We start from the raw sequence: 21,683 nt of genomic DNA on the forward strand, positions 1-21,683 counted from the left end.
AATAGGCTTCCCATTACGAGAAGCCTATTTTTATATAGGTTAGCCAGAAGCTTATTTAAACTTACTTGCAAGGTTAGCTAACTTAATAGCCATATCCGTTTCAGCATCTTTCGGTTTCGCTCCTTTATTTTTATGCTGTGCTGGGCGCTCTTCTGTTTTCATAGACAAACCAATACGATTTCTGCGCTCATCAATCTCCGTCACCGTAACCGTTACTTTTTGCTGTACCTTCACCACTTCGTGCGGATCAGCGACAAAACGGTTAGCTAGCTGGCTTAAATGCACGAGTCCATCCTGATGAACACCGATATCGACAAAGGCACCGAAATTCGTAATATTGGTAACGATACCTGGAAGCTTCATTCCTACTCTCAAATCAGCTACACTATTTACACCATCGGTAAACGAGAACTCCTCAAACTGCTCACGAGGGTCACGTCCTGGCTTAGCAAGCTCGGCAAGGATATCATTAAGCGTTGGTAAACCAACCTCATCTGTTACATACTTTTTAAGGTCTATCGCTTTACGCAAAGCATCGTTCGTTAATAAATCAGCAACTTGCGCTTGCACATCTTTAGCCATCTGCTCCACGAGCGCATAACGCTCCGGGTGAACAGCTGAGCCATCCAAAGGATGTTCTCCTTGGCGAATACGCAAGAATCCTGCTGCTTGTTCAAAAGCTTTATCGCCCAAACGAGGCACTTTCTTTAATTCTTTACGTGAACGAAATGGACCATTCGCCACGCGATAGTTAACAATCTGCTGTGCTAAAGAAGGACCTAACCCAGAGATATAAGACAAAATCTGCTTGGAAGCTGTATTCAACTCTACCCCTACTGCATTCACACAAGAAACAACCGTATCATCCAAGGATGTTTGTAATTTATTTTGATCTACATCATGTTGATATTGACCAACACCAATAGATTTAGGATCAAGCTTTACAAGCTCAGCTAAAGGATCCATTAATCGACGACCAATAGACACAGCACCTCTCACCGTTACGTCATACTCCGGAAATTCCTCACGTGCCACATCAGAAGCAGAATAGATAGAAGCACCAGACTCATTCACCATCACTAACGTCACCCCTTGTAATCCTAACTTACGTACAAAATCTTCTGTTTCACGACCTGCCGTTCCATTACCAACAGCTATAGCTTCTATTTTATGCTTTTCTACTAAATGCTCGATTGTTTTCTTAGCCTCTGCTAAGCCACCAGCCCCCGTGTGCGGGAAGATAGCCGTATTCTCAAGTAAGGTTCCTTGCGCATCAAGAACGACCGTCTTACAGCCTGTTCTGAAGCCTGGGTCGATGGCTAACAATCGCTTCTGTCCCAAAGGAGCAGCCAACAACAACTGTCTCACGTTATCCGCAAATACACGAATAGCTTCTTCATCTGCCTTTTGGCGGGTGATGACACGTACTTCTGTTTCCATGGAAGGCTTCAACAGGCGCTTATAGCTATCGCTCATCGCTAGGCGTACCTGCGCAGCAGCATCATTATGGCCTGTGATAAACTGTTTCTCCAACATCGGCAATACCGCCTGCTCTTCCACCTGAATATCTAAATAAAGCATCTCTTCCTTTTCGCCACGACGCATCGCTAATACACGGTGTGAAGGAGCATCTTTCAAAGACTCAGACCATTCATAATAATCTTTATATTTAATAGCGGCTTCCTCTTTACCTGCTACAACACGAGATACAAACTGTCCTTGATTTAAGAAAATTTTACGGGTATTGGAACGTACTTCTGCATCTTCAGCAATCTGCTCTGCAATAATATCGCGCGCGCCAGCCAATGCTTCGTCGACCGAAAGAACACCTTTCTCACTATCCACAAAGGTTTCCGCAAACTCAGCAACATCAAATCTATCTTGCTCCAAAATACGGTCGGCCAAACTCTGTAAACCTTTCTCGCGCGCCATCGACGCACGTGTTTTACGTTTAGGCTTATACGGCAAGTAGATATCTTCTAATGCCGCCATCGTGCTTACCTCTTTAATTTGTGTCTCTAAAGCTGGAGTAAGCTTCCCTTGTTCGCTAATCGATTTCAAGACTGCTTCGCGACGTTTATCCAAATCACGCAATTGCTGCACACGATCACGAATAGCCGTAATCTGCACCTCATCCAAACTTCCTGTCATCTCTTTCCGGTAGCGAGAGATAAAAGGTACTGTAGCGCCTTCATCCAACAAGCTTATTGTAGTTAATACTTGCTTGGTGGTGACACCTAACTCTTTCGAAATAATAATTTCGTATGCCATAAATAATAAAGTAAAAGAAGAGTTGCTAACATCTTATTCCTCTTACAGCGGAGCTACTTAACAAAAAATCAACAAATGCATCGATAAATACCGATGCATTTGTTGATTTTTTTTGTAACACGCAGATACGTTGCGTAAAAGGATTAAGACAACCTAACAGCCTCTTTGTATACGGTGTATAAAAATTTTAAGCGTGATTAATTGGATTGTCATTCGGGCCGTTTGTAACAGCCGTTTTGTTTTCTTCTGCATTATTTTGATCAGCAGCAGCAGTAGCTTCTTCTTGGTAACCATAGCTGTGCTCTTCTGTTCCAGGCTGTTGGCCAGGATTGTGCTGCACAAGGTTCTCAGGAGCTGAAAACTGAGGAAAAGGTTTCTTTTCTGTTGTCTCTTCAACTACAGCTGTTGTTTCTTCAATAGCTTCGGGCGTATGCTCCACATAGGATGGAGTTGTATTCGTTACCTCTGCAGGCTTATCCTCTACTGTTACGTCGAGGTCTTTTTCAAAATTGTTGATTTGATCAGAAATCTCACGTTTAATACCTTCAGAGGCATCTTTAAACTCACGGATACCTTTTCCTAACCCTCTTGCTAATTCAGGAAGCTTCTTACCACCAAACAATAACAGAATGATAATCACGATAAAAAACGTCTCTTGGGCGCCTATATTTAAAAAACCTAGTACCATTTTTCTCTTTTCTTATTATTAAAAATTACGAGGCTAAGGTAAGTGTAAATTTACTATTCATCAACCATTGACCTTAAAAAATTAGTAACATTTTTCAAGAAACACATTAGAATTTAGGTATGTTTTTCTAATCTCACGAAATTTCATAAAACGAATAACCCATAAATAATTGCCTACCTTTGGCAAATTACTATGCAAAATACATTTTATAAAAACAACAAACGCTTCTATTGGAGCACTTTTGCACTTGCTGGCCCTGTTATTATATCACAGCTAGGACAGACCCTTGTGCAAACCGCAGACACGGTTATCGTGGGTAAATTTGTGGGCACTATCCCTTTGGCGGCAGTTTCCTTAGTACACTCTGTATTTATTGTCGTTCTTGTACTCGGTTTAGGTATCGCTTACGGACTGACACCACTTATCGCGCAAGCTAACGGAAGAAGAGATAAAAAAGAAGCTGGCCGATTACTGTCCAATAGTCTTTGGCTTAATATTATTGCGGCAATTTTTCTATTCCTATTGGTAGATTATGGATCCATGTATGCCGTGGAACACCTAGACCAAGATCCTCGTGTGGTAGAAACAGCGAAACCGTATCTCTTTATATTGATGCTTTCCATTGTGCCATTGATGGTATTTAACACATTCAAGCAATTTGCGGAAGGCTTAGGCTTCACCAAGCAAGCGATGAACATCACCATTTGGGGAAATGTGCTTAACGTTATCTTAGCGATTATTTTTGTAAAGGGCTATTTTGGGATAGAGCCAATGGGCATCGTTGGTGTCGGTTACGCTACCTTAATAGATCGTATTTTGATGATGATTGCCATGTCGGCATATGTCCTTAAAGCGAAGCGCTTTAAAGAGTACATGCAATATTTCAAGATTTTCCATGTAGAATTAGCGACGGTAAAACGCATCTTCAAAATTGGGGCTCCAGTAGCGATGCAATATGTGTTTGAAGTTGGAGCTTTTGCTGTAGCCTCTATTATTGCCGGAAAAATCGGTGCTGTAGAACAAGCCAGCCATCAAGTGGCAATAACCCTGGCCTCCATGACATACATGATGGCGAGTGGTATTGCGTCGGCAGCGACAATAAAAACAGGCCATAGCTTCGGTAAAAATAATATGGAGCGGGTGCAAAAGTTTGCCAAAGTATCCTATCACCTGGTGCTTATCTTCATGGTGGTATGTGCACTTATATTCGCTATTTTCAACAAACAACTACCGCTATTCATCAGTGATGATACGGCAGTAATAGCCATCTCGGCACAGTTATTAATTATCGCTGGTTTATTTCAGCTATTTGATGGAACACAGGTGGTGGGCTTAGGCGTATTGAGAGGTATGGGTGATGTGAACACGCCGACCTTTATTACCTTCTTTGCATACTGGGTAGTAGGAATTCCTGTTGCTTATGTACTCGGCATTCACCTGAACATGGGCGTTCAAGGTATATGGTATGGTTTAACCTTAGGCTTACTTACCTCTTCGGTTCTATTATTCTTCCGTTATCGATACATCATTGGAAAGTATAACATAAAAAAAGGGAACGATTAGTTCCCTTTTTTTATGCTTTTATCTTTATTAAATGATGCGATTCACATCCCATTCTTCCAAATAATCCGCTACTCGTTTCAAGAACGTTCCGCCTAGAGCACCATCGATAATACGGTGATCATAAGAAAGCGATAGATACATCATCTGACGAATGGCAATAACATCACCATGTTCTGTTTCTAACACAGCAGGTTTTTTCTTTATTGCGCCTACGGCTAATATTGCCGCCTGCGGCTGATTGATAATCGGCACTCCCATAATGTTGCCAAAGGCACCAATATTAGTGAAGGTGAAAGTAGCTCCTTGAATATCGTCAGGCTTCAATTGGTTGGCACGTGCACGTCCTGCAAGGTCGTTCACCGATTTACTAATTCCTACCAAACTTAACTGATCAGCATTTTTAATAACAGGTACAATCAAATTGCCTGAAGGTAAAGCTGCTGCCATACCGATATTAATATGTTTCTTTTTAATGATGTTGTATCCATCTACGGAAACATTCACCATTGGAAAATCTTTTAATGCTTTACTAATTGCTTCGATAAAGATTGGTGTAAAGGTGATATTTTCGCCCTCACGTTTTTTGTACTCATCTTTAACTTTGTTTCTCCAGTTCACCAAATTGGTTACATCGGCTTCTACAAAAGATGAAACATGCGGTGATGTTTGCACACTATGCACCATGTGGTCAGCAATCAAACGACGCATTCGATCCATCTCTACAATCTCTTCTGCTGGTCCAGCGACAACTGTTTTTGCAGCTTCTTTGCTTGCCTGATTTGCTGTCGAATGTACACGAGATGGAGATGCTGTAGTATGGTTCCCATTAGCTGTTACGCTAATGTTGCCAGACTTACGGTCTTCGATATAAGCTAAAATATCCTGCTTTGTAACGCGACCGTCGGCTCCTGTGCCAGCAAGGCCATCAAGCTCCGTTTGACTTAACCCTTCCTCTTGTGCTATATTTTTCACTAAAGGAGAGTAAAATCTATTTGCTCCGTGAATAAACGTAGCTGCTTTGGTTTCTTCTTGCAACAGCTCTGTTCCAGGAATCGTCAATACCTCTTCGTCCAAAACGATAGGCGCTTCTACATCCGCGAGAGCGACCTTCTCTTCAATAACTGGAGTCGGCGTTTCGATTTCTACATCAGCACCATCTGTTGCAATATGTGCGATAACATCGCCAACTTGCACCACTTGGTTCTCTGTAAATAGTATTTCCACAATCTTCCCCTGTATCGGAGATGGCACATCAGAATCAACCTTATCGGTAGCAACCTCTACAATCGATTCATCTTCTGCAATCGTGTCTCCTACTTGTTTCAACCACTTCGTGATTGTTGCCTCCGAAACACTCTCTCCCATTTTAGGAAGTAGCAACTTATATATACCCATTTCTCTTAAGTTCGTTGAATGATTTACTAAGTTAGAAATTAATCTAACCAATACATAAAAACAAAATATAATATTTCAAATCACTGATAATGCAAAATATTACATCTTAACGTTTCCTTGCTCTTTTCGAAAGAGTTTCCACAGCATCGCTAAGGCCATAGCGCGTGATCTTTCAATATTAACGGCTCTATCACCGGCGAAATTAAAGGTTTTAACCAATTGTTCGTTCTTTCCCGCTACAGCAATACAAACCGTACCAACAGGCTTATCAGGCGTAGCACCACCGGGACCAGCAATACCACTTGTAGCAACGGCATAATCCGTGTTAAAGACACGCTGGGCACCAAAGGCCATCTCTAAAACCGTCTGCTCACTGACAGCACCAAAATCGACTAATGTCTGTGGTTGCACATCGAGCACCTGTATTTTACTTTCGTTAGCATAGCTTACCGCCCCACCATTAAACATGGCACTAGCTCCCGGAATGGCCGTAATAGAAGATGCAATAGCGCCTCCCGTACAGCTTTCTGCTGTAGCAAGAGTCTGCTTATGCTCCGTAAACTGGCGTACAATTACCTCTTCAAAAGAACCTTTATCTAAAGCTACCACATAATCACCTAAGCGCTCCACCAAGGCATCCACCAACTGCTGCGTTTCGGCAATCAATGCTTCTTCATCCTGCCCTAAAGCAGTAAGACGCAAGCGCACCAAACCGAAGCTGGGCAGATAAGCCAAATGAATATGTGCAGGCATTTGATCTTCGATATCGGCAATTTCACGCGCTAGATGCGACTCTCCAATACCTACAGTCAATAGGTAAGCATGGTGTACACGTTCTGTAGTCGGCAATGCTGCGAAGCGTGGTAACAGACGCTCCTTCACGATAAACTTCATCTCAAAAGGAACACCAGGCATAAACACATAGACGCACCCTTGATGGTTTACCCACATGCCTGGGGCTGTCCCGATATCGTTGAAAAGAACCTCAGCATTGGCCAATACATCAGCTTGCTGCTGATTGATAACCGGCATATCGGCAAAACCCCAACGTTTCTCAAAAAGATAACGTACATGCGCCAACACGGCCTCATCCCGTACTAGGGTCGTATCAAAATAAGAAGCAATGGTTTCTTTGGTTACATCATCTTTGGTAGGTCCTAAGCCTCCAGTTACCAACACAATGTTGGCCCGCTGCTGTGCATCGGCTAGGGCTTTTAAAATTGCTTCTCGCGTATCCGCGATAGAAGTAATTTGGACGACTTGAAAATGTAAAGGGATAAGTTGTTGCGCAATCCAAGGAGAATTGGTATCAACAACTTGTCCGTTTAAAAGCTCGTCGCCTATGGTTATGATTTCTACTTTCATAAGGCTGAAAGAATCTATTAGTATACGTAATGACTCTCGCGTTTGGTCAATTTCAAATCTTGTAAAATCGACGACTTCGCCCGAATCGTTATATTATAACTGCGGTACTGCCCGAAAGGCACCCAGCCCACCGACATGTCCCAACAGTGTAAATCGCGATAAATACTAAAGCGTGTTAAGGATAACGCTTGTTGTCTTAAATCGTATCCAGATGTAAATTGCACTTTCCACTGCGGCGTAAGGTTAACATCACCATTGACATTGACCGTTGCCGTTACGTCACTTCTCATGGTTTTTGAGTTGGCATCCCAACGCTTGCTGTAGTTCATACTGAAAGCCCCATTTAAGTTCCATGGAATATTAAAATCTACGAAAGCATTAGGGTCAGTACTAATACGTGCAAGAGCGTCTGCCTGTTCTTTAGTCATATTAGGCATTTGATTACGCAAAGAATCCACATTGTTATTACGAATCTTATTCGCACTTGGATTTAAGCTGTAGTCAAAAGATAAACCAAAGTTTGTCAAACGTGCTAACTTACCTTCTTTCAACGTGAATTTATCAATACGCACCCCTTCGCTATTCACGACATAAGGGTCAAACGTACCATTGAAGTTAATATTAATTTTTTGATTAAAGATAGAAGTACGTCCCGAGAAACTAATCGTCGACAACTTCAATGAGTCGGCCATAAAGTTATAGTTACCGCTAAACGTTAAACCTTGAATAATAGGAATCTTCTTGAATGCTTTTCCTGTAGTATCGTTACTGGTTTTCACTTTGGCTTCGATATTATTATCTACCGAGAAACCGATACCCATTGATTTACCTGCACTTGGTCCACCGAAAATACCGCCTTCAAAAACGGAATACTTCTGTAGGACACCTTTATCGTTTACAAACTCCTTATAGAATCCATAACGCGGATCAGAGAAATCAGGACGGTAGTTTAAGTTAATTGATGGTGTCACGACGTGTCGAATAGCTTCAATCTTACCTATCTTCGGGTATTGACCATAAATCTTTGTCGATAAACCCGTAGACATCGAGTAATCATAGGCACGGCGGAAACCTGGTACGGTATCTTTCACCTCTTTGAAACCGTTGATTTCATTCTCCAAGCCTTTGCGAATAGTTTGCAAGTACCATCTCTCGGTATAGTTCACCGATGTATTGAATTGGAAATATTTAAACGCATTTATGCTTAAACTAATCGGGATGTTGTGTTGAAATCCGTTGGTGAATTTAGATAGCGTTTCTTTCTTAAACAAAACGGAGTCTTTCGCGGAGATAGAGTTTCTTCCTTGCAAGCTATACCCTACCGTGATACGCTGATACCATTTTTGCTCGCCGACTCTATTTTTAGAATCAAAAGGATTGAAGGTCGCCACGTTCAAACTGAAAGAAGGCAATTCCAAATCTACCTGACCCGTTGTGATATCCTGACGGTGACTCATAGTGGTTGTTAAATTCACTTTACCATCACCAAAAACACGACCATAAGCAATGGAAGAAGACATGTTGTTACGAGCAACATCATTTACACTTTGGTGCTGGTTAAATCCGACACTTTTAGCGTAAGAGGAACTACCGAAGTTAACAGATGCCGAGAAAGAGGTACCTGGATTTGCCTCTTGGCGCTGGGTGTGATTCCAAGTCACATTAAACAACTTGTTCGTTCCATAGTTTTGCGTTCCTTCAACTCCACTTTTCAAAGCTGCATAACTAAGATTAAAGCCCCCGCTATATTTGTAGTTCACCATGTAATTGGTGCGTATATTCGTCTCCCAGGATCCTTTAGAATAAATACTAGCACGAATTTCGGAATCCCAATAATCGTTAAATGCTAAGTACCAACCAACATCACGAAGGGCGAATCCGCGTGTAGCATCTTCCCCAAAAGAAGGGAATAGGAATCCGGACGATCGTTTATTAGTCTTCGGGAAGAAGCCAAATGGAATGGCTAAGAATTTTATCGGAATATTTTCAACGACCAAGTATGATGGGCCAGCAATAATTTGATTCTTGGTCACAACTCCCTTAGAAATTTGAATACCAAAGTGTGTATGTGGATAAGGTAAATTACAGGTACTATACAAACCATGGTAAAGAGACATCTCATCGTATAAGTTTTTACGAATAATCTTCGCTTGTATAAAACCACCATCGACTTCCGTCATGATACCATAGGTGTTACCTTCCTTTTTCTTATAGTCATAGAGCAAGGAGTCTACCGACTTTGGGGTGTCATTTGGAAAAATAACAACCGGACGGCCTACATACTTGTTGTTATGATCATAAACACCAGAAGCAAAAAGTTCATTTGTATTTCTATCCAAGCGGATATAATCTGCAGCAAGCTCAAAGTCTTGATATTTTACTTTAGCTCCCTTATAGAGATGCAATACATTCTTACTTACCTGATTCCATGAGTAATCATTAGCAACAATCGTAACGACCGTCTCTAGTCCATCTTGACTTTTCATCACGACAGTATCACGTCCTTGTGTTTTCAACAAATGATTGTGCGTACTATCTGTGGCAGCCTTTGTGGTATCAGTCGCGGTGCGTGTTGGTGTATTTTTTTGCGGCGCTATAGCTTGTCCATAAGAAACTGCTACGTTCAAGAAAATGAACAAAAAACTACAGAAAAAACAAGTTAAAGCCTTCAAAGTGAATTATGAATGTTATTTTTGTGTGAATTTAAACTTCTTAGGGCAAAAATAGTCAAAAAACATATACAAAAGTGTTAAGAACGCACTTGATTAAATAATAATTTTGCACGGAAGGTTTTGTTATATTCAAACGAAAACATTTAAGATTCTATTACAAATGATTAAAAAAATTAATTTTTATAGCCTCAGCTTTATTTCCATTTTCATCCTTTCCATAAGCACCTCTGCTACAATACCCACTTCAAAATCACAGGCTTCTAGTGGTGTAAACCCAAAAGTAAGAACCATTGTTTTAGACCCTGGCCATGGTGGTAAAGACCACGGTGCTGTAGGTAGATCTGGAAGAGAAAAGGATGTGGTATTGGAAGTAGCGCTAAAACTAGGAAAGCGTATAGAAAAAGAAATGCCTGATGTTAAAGTGTTGTACACACGTAGCACAGATGTGTTTATCCCGCTATATGAGCGTCCTGCGCTAGCTAATAAAAATAACGCTGATTTATTTATATCTATCCATGCCAACTCGGCGGATGCGGATCAACGTGTTAAAGGTAGAAATGGCCGCTACACAACTTCAGTTGTTAGAAAGCCATCCGTAAGAGGAACAGAAACATTTGTTATGGGTTTTAACAAATTAGCCAATCAAGATGTAGCGATTCGTGAAAACGCGTCCATCTTAATGGAAGAAAACTACAAAGACAATTATGGTGGCTTCGACCCTAAAGACCCTTCATCGATGATTGTTTTCCAGCTACTAAAAAGTCAATTCCGAAGAGAGAGTATCCGCTTAGCATCCTATATGCAAGATGAGTATGTACGCGTCTCACGCCAGAATAGAGGGGTTCAAGAGCTGTCATTAGCAGTTTTACGCACGGCAGGTATGCCGGCTGTTTTAACAGAAATTGGCTTCATCAGTAACCCCGATGAGGAAGACTACATGATGTCGAATGCTGGGCAAGATGAGATCGTATCTAACCTATTCAATGCGATTAAAACTTACAAAACTGCTGCAGAACGCTAAACTTTTAGTACATTAGTGTGTTGAGTTAGTAAAGGATTATAGAATTTTAGATCACGTATTTTGAAGATATCGAACGAAACGAAAGTAGGCATTATTACTGTCCTTGCGCTAGCGCTATTGTTTATTGGTTACAACTTCCTAAAGGGTAACGATGTATTCACCAATGAAAATGAGTACTATACAGATTATGACAATGTAGATGGTTTGACGGTGTCCAAGCCTGTTGTTGTCAATGGCTACCAGATTGGAAGGGTATCCAAACTTACCTTACTCGATAATGGTAAGATCAGAACCAACTTCAAGATTAAAAAGGATTATAACATTCCTTCAAATACGGTAGCAACTATTGTTAGTGCCGATTTACTTGGCAGCAAGGCTATTGTTTTTGAGCTTGGTAATAGCAAGACAATGGCTAAAGATGGTGCTCCACTTCTTTCTGATGTTCAAGCGAACCTATTAGAGAAAGTAGAACCACTACAGAAGAAGATAGAAAACCTTGTTGTAAAGTTAGATTCGGTTCTATCTGCTGTAAACTCCGCTCTAGACACGGAATTTCAACGTGACTTCAAAAGCAGCTTACGTAGCATTTCCGTATCGCTGAAAAACATGGAGAAAATAACCACTGACGTGGAAGGCTTAATGGGTACGGAGAAAATCCGCTTAGCGCGTATTTTACAAAACTTAGAATCCATCACGCAAAACTTCAAAAACAACAATGAAAAGATCAACAGCATCTTAGCTAACTTAAATAATTTGTCATCCGATTTATCGTCTACAGAGATTAAAGCTACGATTGATAATGCCAATAAGGCGATGCAAGATGTTTTAGCTATTACCGATAAAATCAATAAAGGAGAGGGTTCTGTAGGATTACTTCTTCATGATGACAAACTGTACAACAACTTAAATAGTGCAACCTACGAATTTGATCAGTTAATCAAAGACGTAAAAGAAAGACCTGGTCGTTATATACGACTGAGCATCTTTGGTAAAAAGGATACAAAATAAAAAAAGAGCTTGTCATTAACGACAAGCTCTTTTTTTGGACAAAAACTAACACCGACAGCATAAACTTCCATAAGCATGATGCTCTCAATGACCTCGGATATCCCCCTGAGCGAAGCAATAGTGACTAAAGACAGCATGGTAAGTAGATGCCGCGAATTACACCTTACAGCAGCATTTAAATACCTAATAGAAAATATAGAAATACCCTATAAACGAAAGAAGAGCTTGTCAAGTTGACAAGCTCATTCTTTTTCTAAACAACAAACATTCTTTAGGCGTTGACGCTAGGCATTCCCGAGGGCAAACTCCCTTTAATTCGTTTTTCTACCCACAGCATTAATGATGATAACTTTATTATCATTATCAATAGCTTTAGCTTCAGAGCCATCCTGCTTACGCGCTTTTATTCTAATTTCTTGACCTTCAAACAAAGTCTTTTGTACTTGATCATCGGCATAATGAACCGTCACAACTTTTCCCGTAGCTTTCTCAACACCATGGGCTACAATAGAAACAACATCATCCTTTTGGGTTTGTGAAGACTGCTTTACACCTCTACCCGTAAAGAAAAGGAGATTACTTTCACGACCGGCAGGAACAGAGAAGCTTTCTAATGGTGCGCTTGCTCCTGTTTTTTCAAATTTTGGCTCTGTTTTTTCCTTATTATCCGATTCTGTCGTTGATTTATCTTTTTTCATTTTTATTTCTACAACCCCACTTATCCCTTCCTCACCATACTTCATTACCGCAGCAGCATCTTTAGAAACCTTAATGGATTCAATATCGTTTGGATTGATAGCGTTTAGCTCAAATCCGCCAACCATTTTCTTACCATCAACAAGAATCAAAGGCTCTTTTCCATTTATACTTTTTGTTATAAAACTTATTCTACCTACACTCGCCCCTGATGGGATAGCTGGGACGGCTCCGCTTCTACTTTTTAAGGAAGAATCCGAAGAAAGTACTATTACCCCCTCTCCTTTTTTCGTTGCCGAAATAACAATACCGCTTTGCTTTGCTAAACTATCGGTTACCACTGTCAGGCGATGTTGCGAAGTATCTTTAGTAGACTTCTCTTTCTTTAGTGTGTCAACGACAGGCGTTACCGGTTGAAAAGGAATCTCTGCTACGTAGGTGCGTTCCGTAAACTGTACAACTTCAGCAATCTTAGCATCAGCCTTTGTCACGGTGAAAGCCGCAGCGGAAAAAATAATGAGTGGTAGTAAAAATATATATTTACTAAGCTCAAAGGTTGAAGATCTTTTTTTGTTCATCATACTAATCCGTTTTTTTAACATTTTAAAATTAAACTGATTTGAAATCCCTATTTGCTCCCCCTGCTTCGTAACATGAATCAAAGAATATTGATAACTCTGCTTATCGGCCCCCGCATTTAATACTTCTTGATCCGTTAAAAACTCCAAATTCTGACGCATCGCTCTGCGCATTAACCAAACGCAAGGGTTATACCAGCAAAACATCATCAACAATTCATACAACAAAATATCAAAGCTGTGAAAACCTTTCACATGGGTGTATTCATGCTCAAAAATATCTTGCAATTCAACTTCTTGATGCTGCTTTCTGTTTATATATATCTTATTAAAAAAAGAAAAAGGCACAATGGGCAACCATACATTACGGTACAAATAGTTATGCCATGAATCGCGCTGTGAGTGTCGGTGAATACGTAACAAGCTTAACAGCTGAACACCAAACTTAACGACGAAAAACAAAGCTCCGACAGCAAAAATGGCTAGTACAATGCCTTGCAATGAAATGCTAGTACCTTTTGCTGTTTGCTCCTGCAACATTCCCGGTAGGTAGCTCACAAAATCCCCTACAGGCTCTATGGGCGTGCTAAATAAAGCAGGAACATTTACAAAAGGATAAACGAGCGAAAAAATTCCGCCCAACACAAAATAGTAACGGTTGAGCTGATAGAAGGTTAATCCGCGTAGCAGCACGTGGTATCCAAAATAGATAATTAACAACAATACGTTTACTTGGATACAATAGGTTAAGGTTGCTTCCATGAGGTTAAGATTTTTCGTTTTTAATCATATCCATAATCTCTGCCAATTCTTTTTTGGAGAGTTTTTCTTCCTTCACAAAAAAGGAAACCATCTCTTTATATGAATTCCGGAAATAATCGTCAACAAAGCCGTTCATAAACTTTGCCGTATACTCTTGTTCCGAAATAGTAGGCTCATAACGTTTCGCATTCGCATATTTAACGGACTTAACGAAGCCCTTACGTTCCAAATTTTTTATGGTAGACGCTAAGGTTGTATAGGGAGGCTTCTCTCCTTTAAGATTATCCAACACCTCTTTCACAAAACCACCTTGCAATTGCCATATGGATAACATAGCATCCTCTTCTTGTATCGTCAACTTTTCCATTATTAATGATTTAGTTTGTAACTCTTTACAATATTACGAATTTTTCGTAGACATCAAAAAACTTTTTACTTTTTTTAACTAAAAAAAAAGAAATACAATTTCTAGCGTGGTAAAAATCAAGCACTAAAGTTCCATTTACGAAAACGTTTTCCCTTTATTTTAGAGACAGACAAAGCACTAATTAACAATCCAATTATGACGATTTCATGTTTTTTTAATCTACTGAATACTGGCTTTTTATCGTGTTTTTTTATACATTTGTATAAATAAGTCAAGATTTAAGTATGTCGGATAAAGCAACAATAAACTTAGATGGTACTTCTTACGAATTTCCTGTCATTGTAGGAACCGAAAGTGAAAAAGCCATTGATATCTCTAAATTAAGAGATCAATCAGGATATATTACGTTGGACCCAGGTTTTAAAAACACGGGAGCCACGCAAAGTGCAATTACGTTTTTAGATGGTGAGCACGGTATTTTACACCACCGTGGTTATTCTATCGAAGAACTAGCTGAAAAGTCTACTTTTCTAGAAGTTGCCTATTTATTAATTTATGGTGACCTTCCTTCGAAAGACGTTTTAGAGAAATTCCGTACGGATATCAAGAAACAGATGATGATTCATGAGGATATGAAAAATTTCTTCACAGGTTTCCCATCTAAATCTCACCCTATGGGTCAACTTTCTTGTTTAGTAGGTGCATTATCTGCCTTCTATCCTGAGTCGTTAAACCCTAATCAAACAAAAGAAGAAGAAGACAAGACGATTACTAACATTTTAGGTAAAATGCCTACTATCGTTTCTTGGATTCAAAAGAAATCATTGGGTCACCCTATTGTTTATCCTAAAAACAACTTGGGTTACATCGAGAACTTCTTAACCATGATCTTCGGTGAAGTAACAGGCGAAACTACGCTTGATCCTGTGGTAGTTCGTGCTATGCACAAACTATTAATTCTTCACGCTGACCACGAACAAAACTGTTCTACTTCTACTGTTCGTATCGTAGGTTCATCAAATGCAAACTTATACGCTTCAATTTCAGCGGGTATCAACGCATTATGGGGTCCATTACATGGTGGTGCCAACCAAGCAGTTATCGAAATGTTAGAAGCCATCAAAAATGATGGTGGTGACGCGGAGAAATATTTAGCAAAAGCTAAAGACAAAAATGACCCTTTCCGTTTAATGGGATTTGGTCACCGTGTATACAAAAACTTCGATCCACGTGCTAAAATCATCAAAAAAGCATGTGATGACATCTTAGAAAGCTTAGGTGTTAATGATCCAGTTTTAGATATCGCTAAAAAATTAGAAGCAGCAGCTTTGAGTGATCAATATTTCATCGACCGTAAATTGTACCCTAACGTAGATTTTTACTCAGGTATCATCTACCGTGCATTAGGATTCGATTCGGATATGTTTACCGTTCTTTTCGCGTTAGGCCGTCTTCCAGGATGGATTGCGCAATGGAAAGAAATGCGTGATAACAAAGAGCCGATTGGTCGTCCAAGACAAGTATACATTGGCGCTCCAACGCGTCCATATGTAGACATCGACAAAAGATAATAAGCGGTACACGCTTAGCACATCCCCGAAGTGATTACTTCGGGGATTTTTTTTTGCTTACATTTTCACAAAATGACATCAATCATTTTTTTTCACCTACTCCCCTTACTTAATAATCACCTAATTATCACGTATTTCGTAACGTACAAACAACATTATGAAACACGCTTTCCACATCCCCGTTTTAGGACTCGCATTTTCCATCGACTCACCGCTTAAAGTAGCCCAATTTGGTATATCTTCTGTATTGTCGGTGGTGGATGATGAATTGATTGAACGTGTTCGCCATTACTATGCGCAAGCCCATCAAATTCCTTATTTAGCCATAGGGAAGCACGATGAAGATGCACGTGCTAATCGTATCACCGCCTATCTAAATCTTGTCCATGACCTTGTAGGTCAACAAATTCAACGATTAAAAAATGAAACGTTCAACCTAAGCACCGATTTAACGAAATATTTCGAACTGCTGGCGGATAAAAACCCTTTAAAGTTAGCTTATCAGCGGATGCTTCAAACGACCGACCAAAGCAACAAGCAGCAACTAGAACAGGAGCTACGCGAGGCTGTAGAAGCTGGATCTATCGACATTAATATCATGTCGAAAGTAGACAAGCTAAACGTAGATAAAGAAGGAAATATGCGCCCGGAGACATTCTCCGATGCCTTGGCTGCCTTACGTGGCTTTGCGCAATCAAAATTATCTTCTTCCCTGGTGCTATCGGCAGGAATGAACCCTCGTCTATATCAATACCTAAGCACCTTTGATTGTTTCTTTCCTGATGCTACGGGGAAAACACAAAAGAATATTATCCTTAAAGTTTCCGATTACCGATCAGCAGCTATCCAAGCAAAATACCTAGCAAAAAAAGGAATCTGGGTAACTGAGTTTCGCGTGGAATCGGGGTTAAACTGTGGAGGGCATGCTTTTGCAACCGAAGGGCTCTTGCTAGGACCGATACTTGAGGAGTTCAAGCACAAAAAGAACGATTTATACCAAGAGCTATTTAAGCTCTACCTTGACGCTTTACGTGAAGCGGGAAAAACGGTACCACAAGCGATGTCATTACGATTTACGGTCCAAGGAGGCATTGGCACTGCCGATGAACAAGAGTTTCTATGTGATCATTATGAATTTGATGGCACAGGCTGGGGCTCTCCTTTCTTGCTGGTACCTGAAGCAACAACGGTAGACACCGAAACATTAAAAGCACTTACAAACGCTAAGCAGGACGACTTCTACCTGAGTGGATCATCGCCGCTAGGCATACCTTTTAATAATTTCCTCCAGAGTAGCGCCGAACAAAAACGATTGGAGCGTATTGAGAAGGGACGTCCTGGCAGCCCATGCGACAAAAAATATTTAGTCTCCAATACTGAATTTGGGGAGGAACCCCTTTGTACCGCTTCGCGCGTTTATCAGCACCTTAAACTAAAAGAACTGGACGCTAAAAACCTACCCAAACATGAACATGCGCAGCAATATGCTAAAATAGTCGAAAAAACATGCTTATGCCAAGGTTTGGCGACATCTGCCTACTTGCAGTATGGTATCCAGAAAAGCCGAGAGAATCTTGCCGTATCCATATGCCCAGGTCCAAATCTAGCCTATTTTGATAAGGTATACTCTTTAAAGGAAATGGTAGACCATATCTATGGGCGCAAGCAGATTACGCTAAGAAATAACCGTGAAAATATATTTATCAACGAATTGAAACTTTACGTAGACTACTTAAAGTAATATATAGAAACGGCAGTAGATACAGCGAAGAGCCATAAATATATCAAACAATTTAAAACAGAACTCGGACAGGGCATCGGATATTACCGGTCTTTGGCAGATGCTTTAGCTAAGAATAGTAGTTTCAACAAGCAAAGCTTCCTTAGGGCATTATCGAGCGAAGAAATACGCTTAAAACAATTAGATTCCCCTGCTTAAAATTATTTAGGAGTGCTAACTTTAGCACTCCTAATTTATTATCCCTCTTAGGTTCCCCCTCGTTCCTCGGGAATAAATTAGCCCCATCATATTTTACGTATAGACTATTTCCATTCGACAACGACCGTTGTTACAGATAAAAAAACTAAGGGTACTAAATGAGTAAAAAAACAGGTATATTCAGCCATCTTTTAACCAGAAAATAAGCATTATGACAAAAGATCAATTTGCATTAAGAACAAAGAAATATAAATACGTAAAAGTCCTATTTATAGTTTCTTTTCTTTGCTTTTCATCTTTACTCTTTGCGCAAGAAAAGCCCGTAATCAGCGATACAGTACAGACAAAAAGTGATGAGCTAACGAACTTGTTGGAAAAAACTCAACAAAATAAGTTGTTAGATTCCCTAAAGAAAGCGGAGCTTGAAGAGCAGCTCAGCCAGGTTAAGGAAAATGAAAAAATAAAAAGAGACAAACTCCTTCAGCAACTAAAAGGCATTGAAGAAGCACAGCTTACCGCAAAAAATAAGTCTAGAGCAACCATCGAAAAGATGAAACTCACCGAAAAAGGCTATCCGGTGATATTATTGCAAGACACCCTCTTCACCATTTATACTAAAGTAGGTGCCCTAAAAGCAAAAGGCCGCGCTAATGCCATAGCAGAAAAGATAACGAAACTCTACGAAGACGATTTCTACAAACCCGATTCTATCAAAATTGTGAGCTGGGAGAACTCCTTAGATATCAGCTACGATGAAATGATTTTAATGAGTGTCAATGATATGGATGCTTTATGGTTTGATAAAAGTAAGGAAGAGCTTGCAGACAACTATGTTAAAATCATTAAGGACCGTATTGATTATCATCGACAAGAAAACAGCTTGAGCAAGCTTCTTGTCCGAATAGGTCTAGTCCTTTTGGTTGTTTCCATCATCTGTTTCCTCATTTGGTCGATCCACAAGCTATCGCAGAAAGCTAAACTAAAAGTAACACAGCAGCGAAACCGACTGAACAAGTTCATGTATCGCGAATACGTCATTCTGAGCAGCAAGCAGGTTTTAGGCTTAATTTATACGGCTATAAAAGGGCTTAAATGGCTCTTTATTTTAATTCTGCTGTACCTACTATTGCCTTTGGTATTTAGCATCTTCCCTTTTACACAAGACTGGGCTACCCGCTTATTTGAGCTTATTTGGTCACCCTTCAAGTCTATTTTCAAATCTATCTGGGACTTTCTACCGAACCTATTTACCCTTATCGTCATCTTCATTGTGATGCGCTACTTTATACGTTTCGTAAAATACATCTTTCGCGAGATTGAAATGGGTAAATTAGTTGTTACGGGATTCCATACCGATTGGTCTATTCCAACCTTCAATCTGGTCAAGCTGCTTCTTTACGCCTTTATGTTCATTTTGATGTTCCCCTATCTACCGGGTTCCGACTCTAGCGTATTTAAAGGAGTGTCAGTGTTCATTGGTTTGATATTCTCGTTTGGTTCTTCCAATGCGATTTCGAATATGGTATCTGGACTAGTTATCACCTATATGCGCCCATTCCAAATTGGTGACCAAATTAGAATTGGAGATTTAGTAGGTGTTGTAACGGAAAAGACAATGCTTGTGACACGCTTGAAAACCGTAAAAAATGAAGAAATAACAATCCCTAATTCTACTGTACTATCAGGAAATACGACAAACTATTCGCGCTATAGCCAAGAAGAAGGTCTTATTATCTATACCACTGCAGATGTGGGCTATGAAGTATCTTGGAAAGATGCAGAATCAGCACTACTAGAGGCTGCGCGACGCACAAAATTAGTCCTGAAGCAGCCGCAGCCATTTATCTTCCAACAAAATCTAGCAGATTTCTACGCCACATATGAAATCAATATCTACATCGCAAATGTTGTTAAGAAGGCTGGTATATTGGCCGATTTACGCAACCATATTCAAGATGTATTCCACGAGCGAGGCATTGAGTTAATGTCGCCACATTTCAGAACAATCCTCCCGCCAGACGAAGTATTGCAAAAGGAAAAAAAAACGCCTCCACCATCGACAGCGGAGGATAAAGATATTCAACAATAAACAACCAACCTTGGTTTTTCACGACCTCATGTGGAAAACCAAGGCTAGATGGTTTAAAGAACCATAATCTATTTCACTATATTGCCCGTAAGAGAAATAAAGTATGAACCCCCATCTGAATCAGCAAACCGCATTATTTTTTGATAAGCTAGGTTTAAAAATTATAACAATGGAACCGGATTCGCTCGCTAGCGATTATGACGGTTTAACTATTAAACTCGAGCATGGTATCCTAAAATACCGTAAGGCTAAGGTAACGCCTAAGAAGAATGGCCTATTTGTAACACTCTGGAAAAGAAATTTAGCAGGAATTTCCATCCCCTATCACACAAATGATGACTTTGATTGTTGCATCATTGAAGTGGAGTTTGAGAAACAGGTAGGTTTCTTTTTCTTCTCAAAAAATCTATTAGTCGAGCAAGCAATTGTCAGTACACATACTAAAGAAGGAAAACGTGGCTTCCGTGTTTATCCGGATTGGGATATACCACAGAGCTTGCAGGCAAAGAAAACACAAACATGGCAATGCGGTTACTTCATAACAGTAGCCCATACAAATGAAACGAATCTTTTAAAAATAAGTCAATTATTAGCACCGTTAAATTAACAAACATGAAAAAACTAGGTTTATTTGCAACACTAACCCTACTATTCGCGAGCTATAGCAATAGCATTTCGAACGCTTGTACACGCGTTGTTTACAAAGGTCCAAACAACACCATCATCACCGCCCGATCTATGGACTGGAAAGATGAGATTGCGGCCAACATTTGGGTTTTACCCCGTGGCATTGAACGTAATGGGGAAGTAGGCAGTACGTCTATCAAGTGGAAAGCGAAGTATGGCAGTGTTGTAGCTACAGCTTGGGATATTGCAACGGCCGACGGCTTGAATGAAAAAGGATTAGTAAGCAACGTGTTGTGGCTTGCCGAATCTACCTACCCTAAATTTGTGAAAAATGGTAGCAAGGCAGGTCTTTCTATTGCACTATGGGCTCAGTATGTATTAGACAACTTTGCAACGGTACAAGAGGCTGTTGACCAATTAAAGAAGGAAGAATTTGCTATTGTATCTAGTGAAATTCCAGGCACGGATAAATTCACGACGTTACACTTGTCCTTATCAGATGCTACTGGTGACAATGCTATCTTCGAATATATCGATGGTAAACTCGTGATCCACCACGCCCCTACTTATACAGTAATGACGAATTCACCGGTATTCGATCAGCAGCTTGCTATTAGTAAATATTGGGAAAGCATTCCTGGCACTATTATGCTTCCAGGCACGAACCGTGCGGCAGATCGCTTTGCACGTGCGTCCTACTACATTCAGGCAATCCCACAAACGGATAATGCACGTGAAGCTATAGCGAGTGTGTTCAGTGTTATACGTAATGCTTCTGTTCCTTTTGGTATCTCTTCGGAGACAGAGCCTAATATTTCATCGACGAGATGGCGCTCTGTATCGGATCATAAAAACCTAACATACTTTTTTGAGACCGTGTTGACACCTAATACTTTTTGGGTAGACTTGAAGAAGTTTGATTTATCAAATCCAAGCAACATCTACAAGCTAGATTTAGGCAACTTTAAAACCTATAATGGGGAGACTTCTTCTCAATTTGTGAAAACAAAAGCTTTTGCATTTTTAGGTCTTTAATTCATCCAGAAAAGTCCACTTGCCTGAATTTATTCT

The 21,683-nt window shown here is 40.1% G+C and carries 15 protein-coding genes; 8 read left to right on the top strand and 7 right to left on the bottom strand.

Annotated features, from left to right (window positions below):
- Nucleotides 1-51: 51 nt before the first annotated feature.
- Together WH223_RS19225 and WH223_RS19230 are read right to left on the bottom strand one after the other, a co-directional pair.
- The gene (locus WH223_RS19225; protein WP_340049492.1) at nt 52-2,271 is read right to left on the bottom strand and encodes a Tex family protein; all 2,220 of its coding nucleotides are present in this window, start codon (nt 2,269-2,271) and stop codon (nt 52-54) included.
- A gap of 187 nt (nt 2,272-2,458) precedes the next feature.
- Nucleotides 2,459-2,959, bottom strand: coding sequence for a Sec-independent protein translocase subunit TatA/TatB (locus WH223_RS19230; protein WP_340049493.1), 501 nt, complete (start codon nt 2,957-2,959; stop codon nt 2,459-2,461).
- 192 nt (nt 2,960-3,151) lie between these two features.
- Here WH223_RS19230 and WH223_RS19235 point away from each other — a divergent pair, with 192 nt between their 5' ends.
- Nucleotides 3,152-4,522, top strand: a complete 1,371-nt coding sequence (locus tag WH223_RS19235; RefSeq protein WP_340049494.1) for an MATE family efflux transporter — start codon at nt 3,152-3,154, stop codon at nt 4,520-4,522.
- A 27-nt stretch (nt 4,523-4,549) separates the two neighbouring features.
- On the opposite strand, the gene WH223_RS19240 is transcribed toward WH223_RS19235, so the two are convergent.
- The 3 genes from WH223_RS19240 to WH223_RS19250 form a co-directional block, all read right to left on the bottom strand.
- Nucleotides 4,550-5,917 carry a dihydrolipoamide acetyltransferase family protein gene (locus WH223_RS19240; RefSeq protein ID WP_340049495.1) on the bottom strand — a complete coding sequence of 456 codons (1,368 nt, stop codon included), beginning with the start codon at nt 5,915-5,917 and terminating at the stop codon, nt 4,550-4,552.
- A gap of 99 nt (nt 5,918-6,016) precedes the next feature.
- Nucleotides 6,017-7,282 carry a competence/damage-inducible protein A gene (locus WH223_RS19245; protein WP_340049496.1) on the bottom strand — a complete coding sequence of 422 codons (1,266 nt, stop codon included), beginning with the start codon at nt 7,280-7,282 and terminating at the stop codon, nt 6,017-6,019.
- 17 nt (nt 7,283-7,299) lie between these two features.
- Complete coding sequence (locus WH223_RS19250; RefSeq protein WP_340049497.1) at nt 7,300-9,909, bottom strand: putative LPS assembly protein LptD; 2,610 nt, start codon at nt 9,907-9,909, stop codon at nt 7,300-7,302.
- Between the two features lie 205 nt (nt 9,910-10,114).
- Between WH223_RS19250 and WH223_RS19255 the strand changes: the two genes are divergently transcribed.
- Both WH223_RS19255 and WH223_RS19260 read left to right on the top strand, forming a co-directional pair.
- On the top strand, nt 10,115-10,975 hold the full coding sequence (locus tag WH223_RS19255; RefSeq protein WP_340049498.1) for an N-acetylmuramoyl-L-alanine amidase family protein: 861 nt from the start codon (nt 10,115-10,117) through the stop codon (nt 10,973-10,975).
- Nucleotides 10,976-11,035: 60 nt separating this feature from the next.
- Entirely contained in the window at nt 11,036-11,983 is a 948-nt protein-coding gene (locus WH223_RS19260) for an MlaD family protein (RefSeq protein ID WP_340049499.1), read from the top strand.
- Nucleotides 11,984-12,294: 311 nt separating this feature from the next.
- Here the strand turns inward: WH223_RS19260 and WH223_RS19265 are convergent, their stop codons facing one another.
- Nucleotides 12,295-14,019: a M56 family metallopeptidase gene (locus tag WH223_RS19265; protein WP_340049500.1), complete on the bottom strand. Its 1,725-nt coding sequence runs from the start codon at nt 14,017-14,019 to the stop codon at nt 12,295-12,297.
- A 4-nt stretch (nt 14,020-14,023) separates the two neighbouring features.
- Nucleotides 14,024-14,386, bottom strand: coding sequence for a BlaI/MecI/CopY family transcriptional regulator (locus WH223_RS19270; RefSeq protein ID WP_340049501.1), 363 nt, complete (start codon nt 14,384-14,386; stop codon nt 14,024-14,026).
- A gap of 284 nt (nt 14,387-14,670) precedes the next feature.
- Between WH223_RS19270 and WH223_RS19275 the strand changes: the two genes are divergently transcribed.
- From WH223_RS19275 to WH223_RS19295, 5 genes are all read left to right on the top strand, one after another.
- Nucleotides 14,671-15,957: a citrate synthase gene (locus WH223_RS19275; RefSeq protein WP_340049502.1), complete on the top strand. Its 1,287-nt coding sequence runs from the start codon at nt 14,671-14,673 to the stop codon at nt 15,955-15,957.
- Nucleotides 15,958-16,114: 157 nt separating this feature from the next.
- A complete protein-coding gene (locus WH223_RS19280) occupies nt 16,115-17,698 on the top strand; it encodes a hypothetical protein (protein WP_340049503.1) in 1,584 nt (527 codons plus the stop codon).
- A 409-nt stretch (nt 17,699-18,107) separates the two neighbouring features.
- Nucleotides 18,108-19,985, top strand: a complete 1,878-nt coding sequence (locus WH223_RS19285) for a mechanosensitive ion channel family protein (RefSeq protein WP_340049504.1) — start codon at nt 18,108-18,110, stop codon at nt 19,983-19,985.
- Between the two features lie 169 nt (nt 19,986-20,154).
- Nucleotides 20,155-20,592, top strand: coding sequence for a MepB family protein (locus WH223_RS19290; protein WP_340049505.1), 438 nt, complete (start codon nt 20,155-20,157; stop codon nt 20,590-20,592).
- A 5-nt stretch (nt 20,593-20,597) separates the two neighbouring features.
- On the top strand, nt 20,598-21,647 hold the full coding sequence (locus tag WH223_RS19295; RefSeq protein WP_340049506.1) for a linear amide C-N hydrolase: 1,050 nt from the start codon (nt 20,598-20,600) through the stop codon (nt 21,645-21,647).
- The last annotated feature ends 36 nt before the right edge of the window (nt 21,648-21,683 follow it).

The sequence above is a fragment of the Sphingobacterium sp. MYb382 genome, from assembly GCF_037572665.1.
GTDB lineage: Bacteria > Bacteroidota > Bacteroidia > Sphingobacteriales > Sphingobacteriaceae > Sphingobacterium.

Bases quoted from the DNA above. Each gene is read 5' to 3' on its own strand.
- WH223_RS19225 (WP_340049492.1), bottom strand. From the start codon at position 2,271: ATGGCATACGAAATTATTATTTCGAAAGAGTTAGGTGTCACCACCAAG.
- WH223_RS19230 (WP_340049493.1), bottom strand. From the start codon at position 2,959: ATGGTACTAGGTTTTTTAAATATAGGCGCCCAAGAGACGTTTTTTATC.
- WH223_RS19235 (WP_340049494.1), top strand. From the start codon at position 3,152: ATGCAAAATACATTTTATAAAAACAACAAACGCTTCTATTGGAGCACT.
- WH223_RS19240 (WP_340049495.1), bottom strand. From the start codon at position 5,917: ATGGGTATATATAAGTTGCTACTTCCTAAAATGGGAGAGAGTGTTTCG.
- WH223_RS19245 (WP_340049496.1), bottom strand. From the start codon at position 7,282: ATGAAAGTAGAAATCATAACCATAGGCGACGAGCTTTTAAACGGACAA.
- WH223_RS19255 (WP_340049498.1), top strand. From the start codon at position 10,115: ATGATTAAAAAAATTAATTTTTATAGCCTCAGCTTTATTTCCATTTTC.
- WH223_RS19265 (WP_340049500.1), bottom strand. From the start codon at position 14,019: ATGGAAGCAACCTTAACCTATTGTATCCAAGTAAACGTATTGTTGTTA.
- WH223_RS19270 (WP_340049501.1), bottom strand. From the start codon at position 14,386: ATGGAAAAGTTGACGATACAAGAAGAGGATGCTATGTTATCCATATGG.
- WH223_RS19275 (WP_340049502.1), top strand. From the start codon at position 14,671: ATGTCGGATAAAGCAACAATAAACTTAGATGGTACTTCTTACGAATTT.
- WH223_RS19280 (WP_340049503.1), top strand. From the start codon at position 16,115: ATGAAACACGCTTTCCACATCCCCGTTTTAGGACTCGCATTTTCCATC.
- WH223_RS19285 (WP_340049504.1), top strand. From the start codon at position 18,108: ATGACAAAAGATCAATTTGCATTAAGAACAAAGAAATATAAATACGTA.
- WH223_RS19290 (WP_340049505.1), top strand. From the start codon at position 20,155: ATGGAACCGGATTCGCTCGCTAGCGATTATGACGGTTTAACTATTAAA.
- WH223_RS19295 (WP_340049506.1), top strand. From the start codon at position 20,598: ATGAAAAAACTAGGTTTATTTGCAACACTAACCCTACTATTCGCGAGC.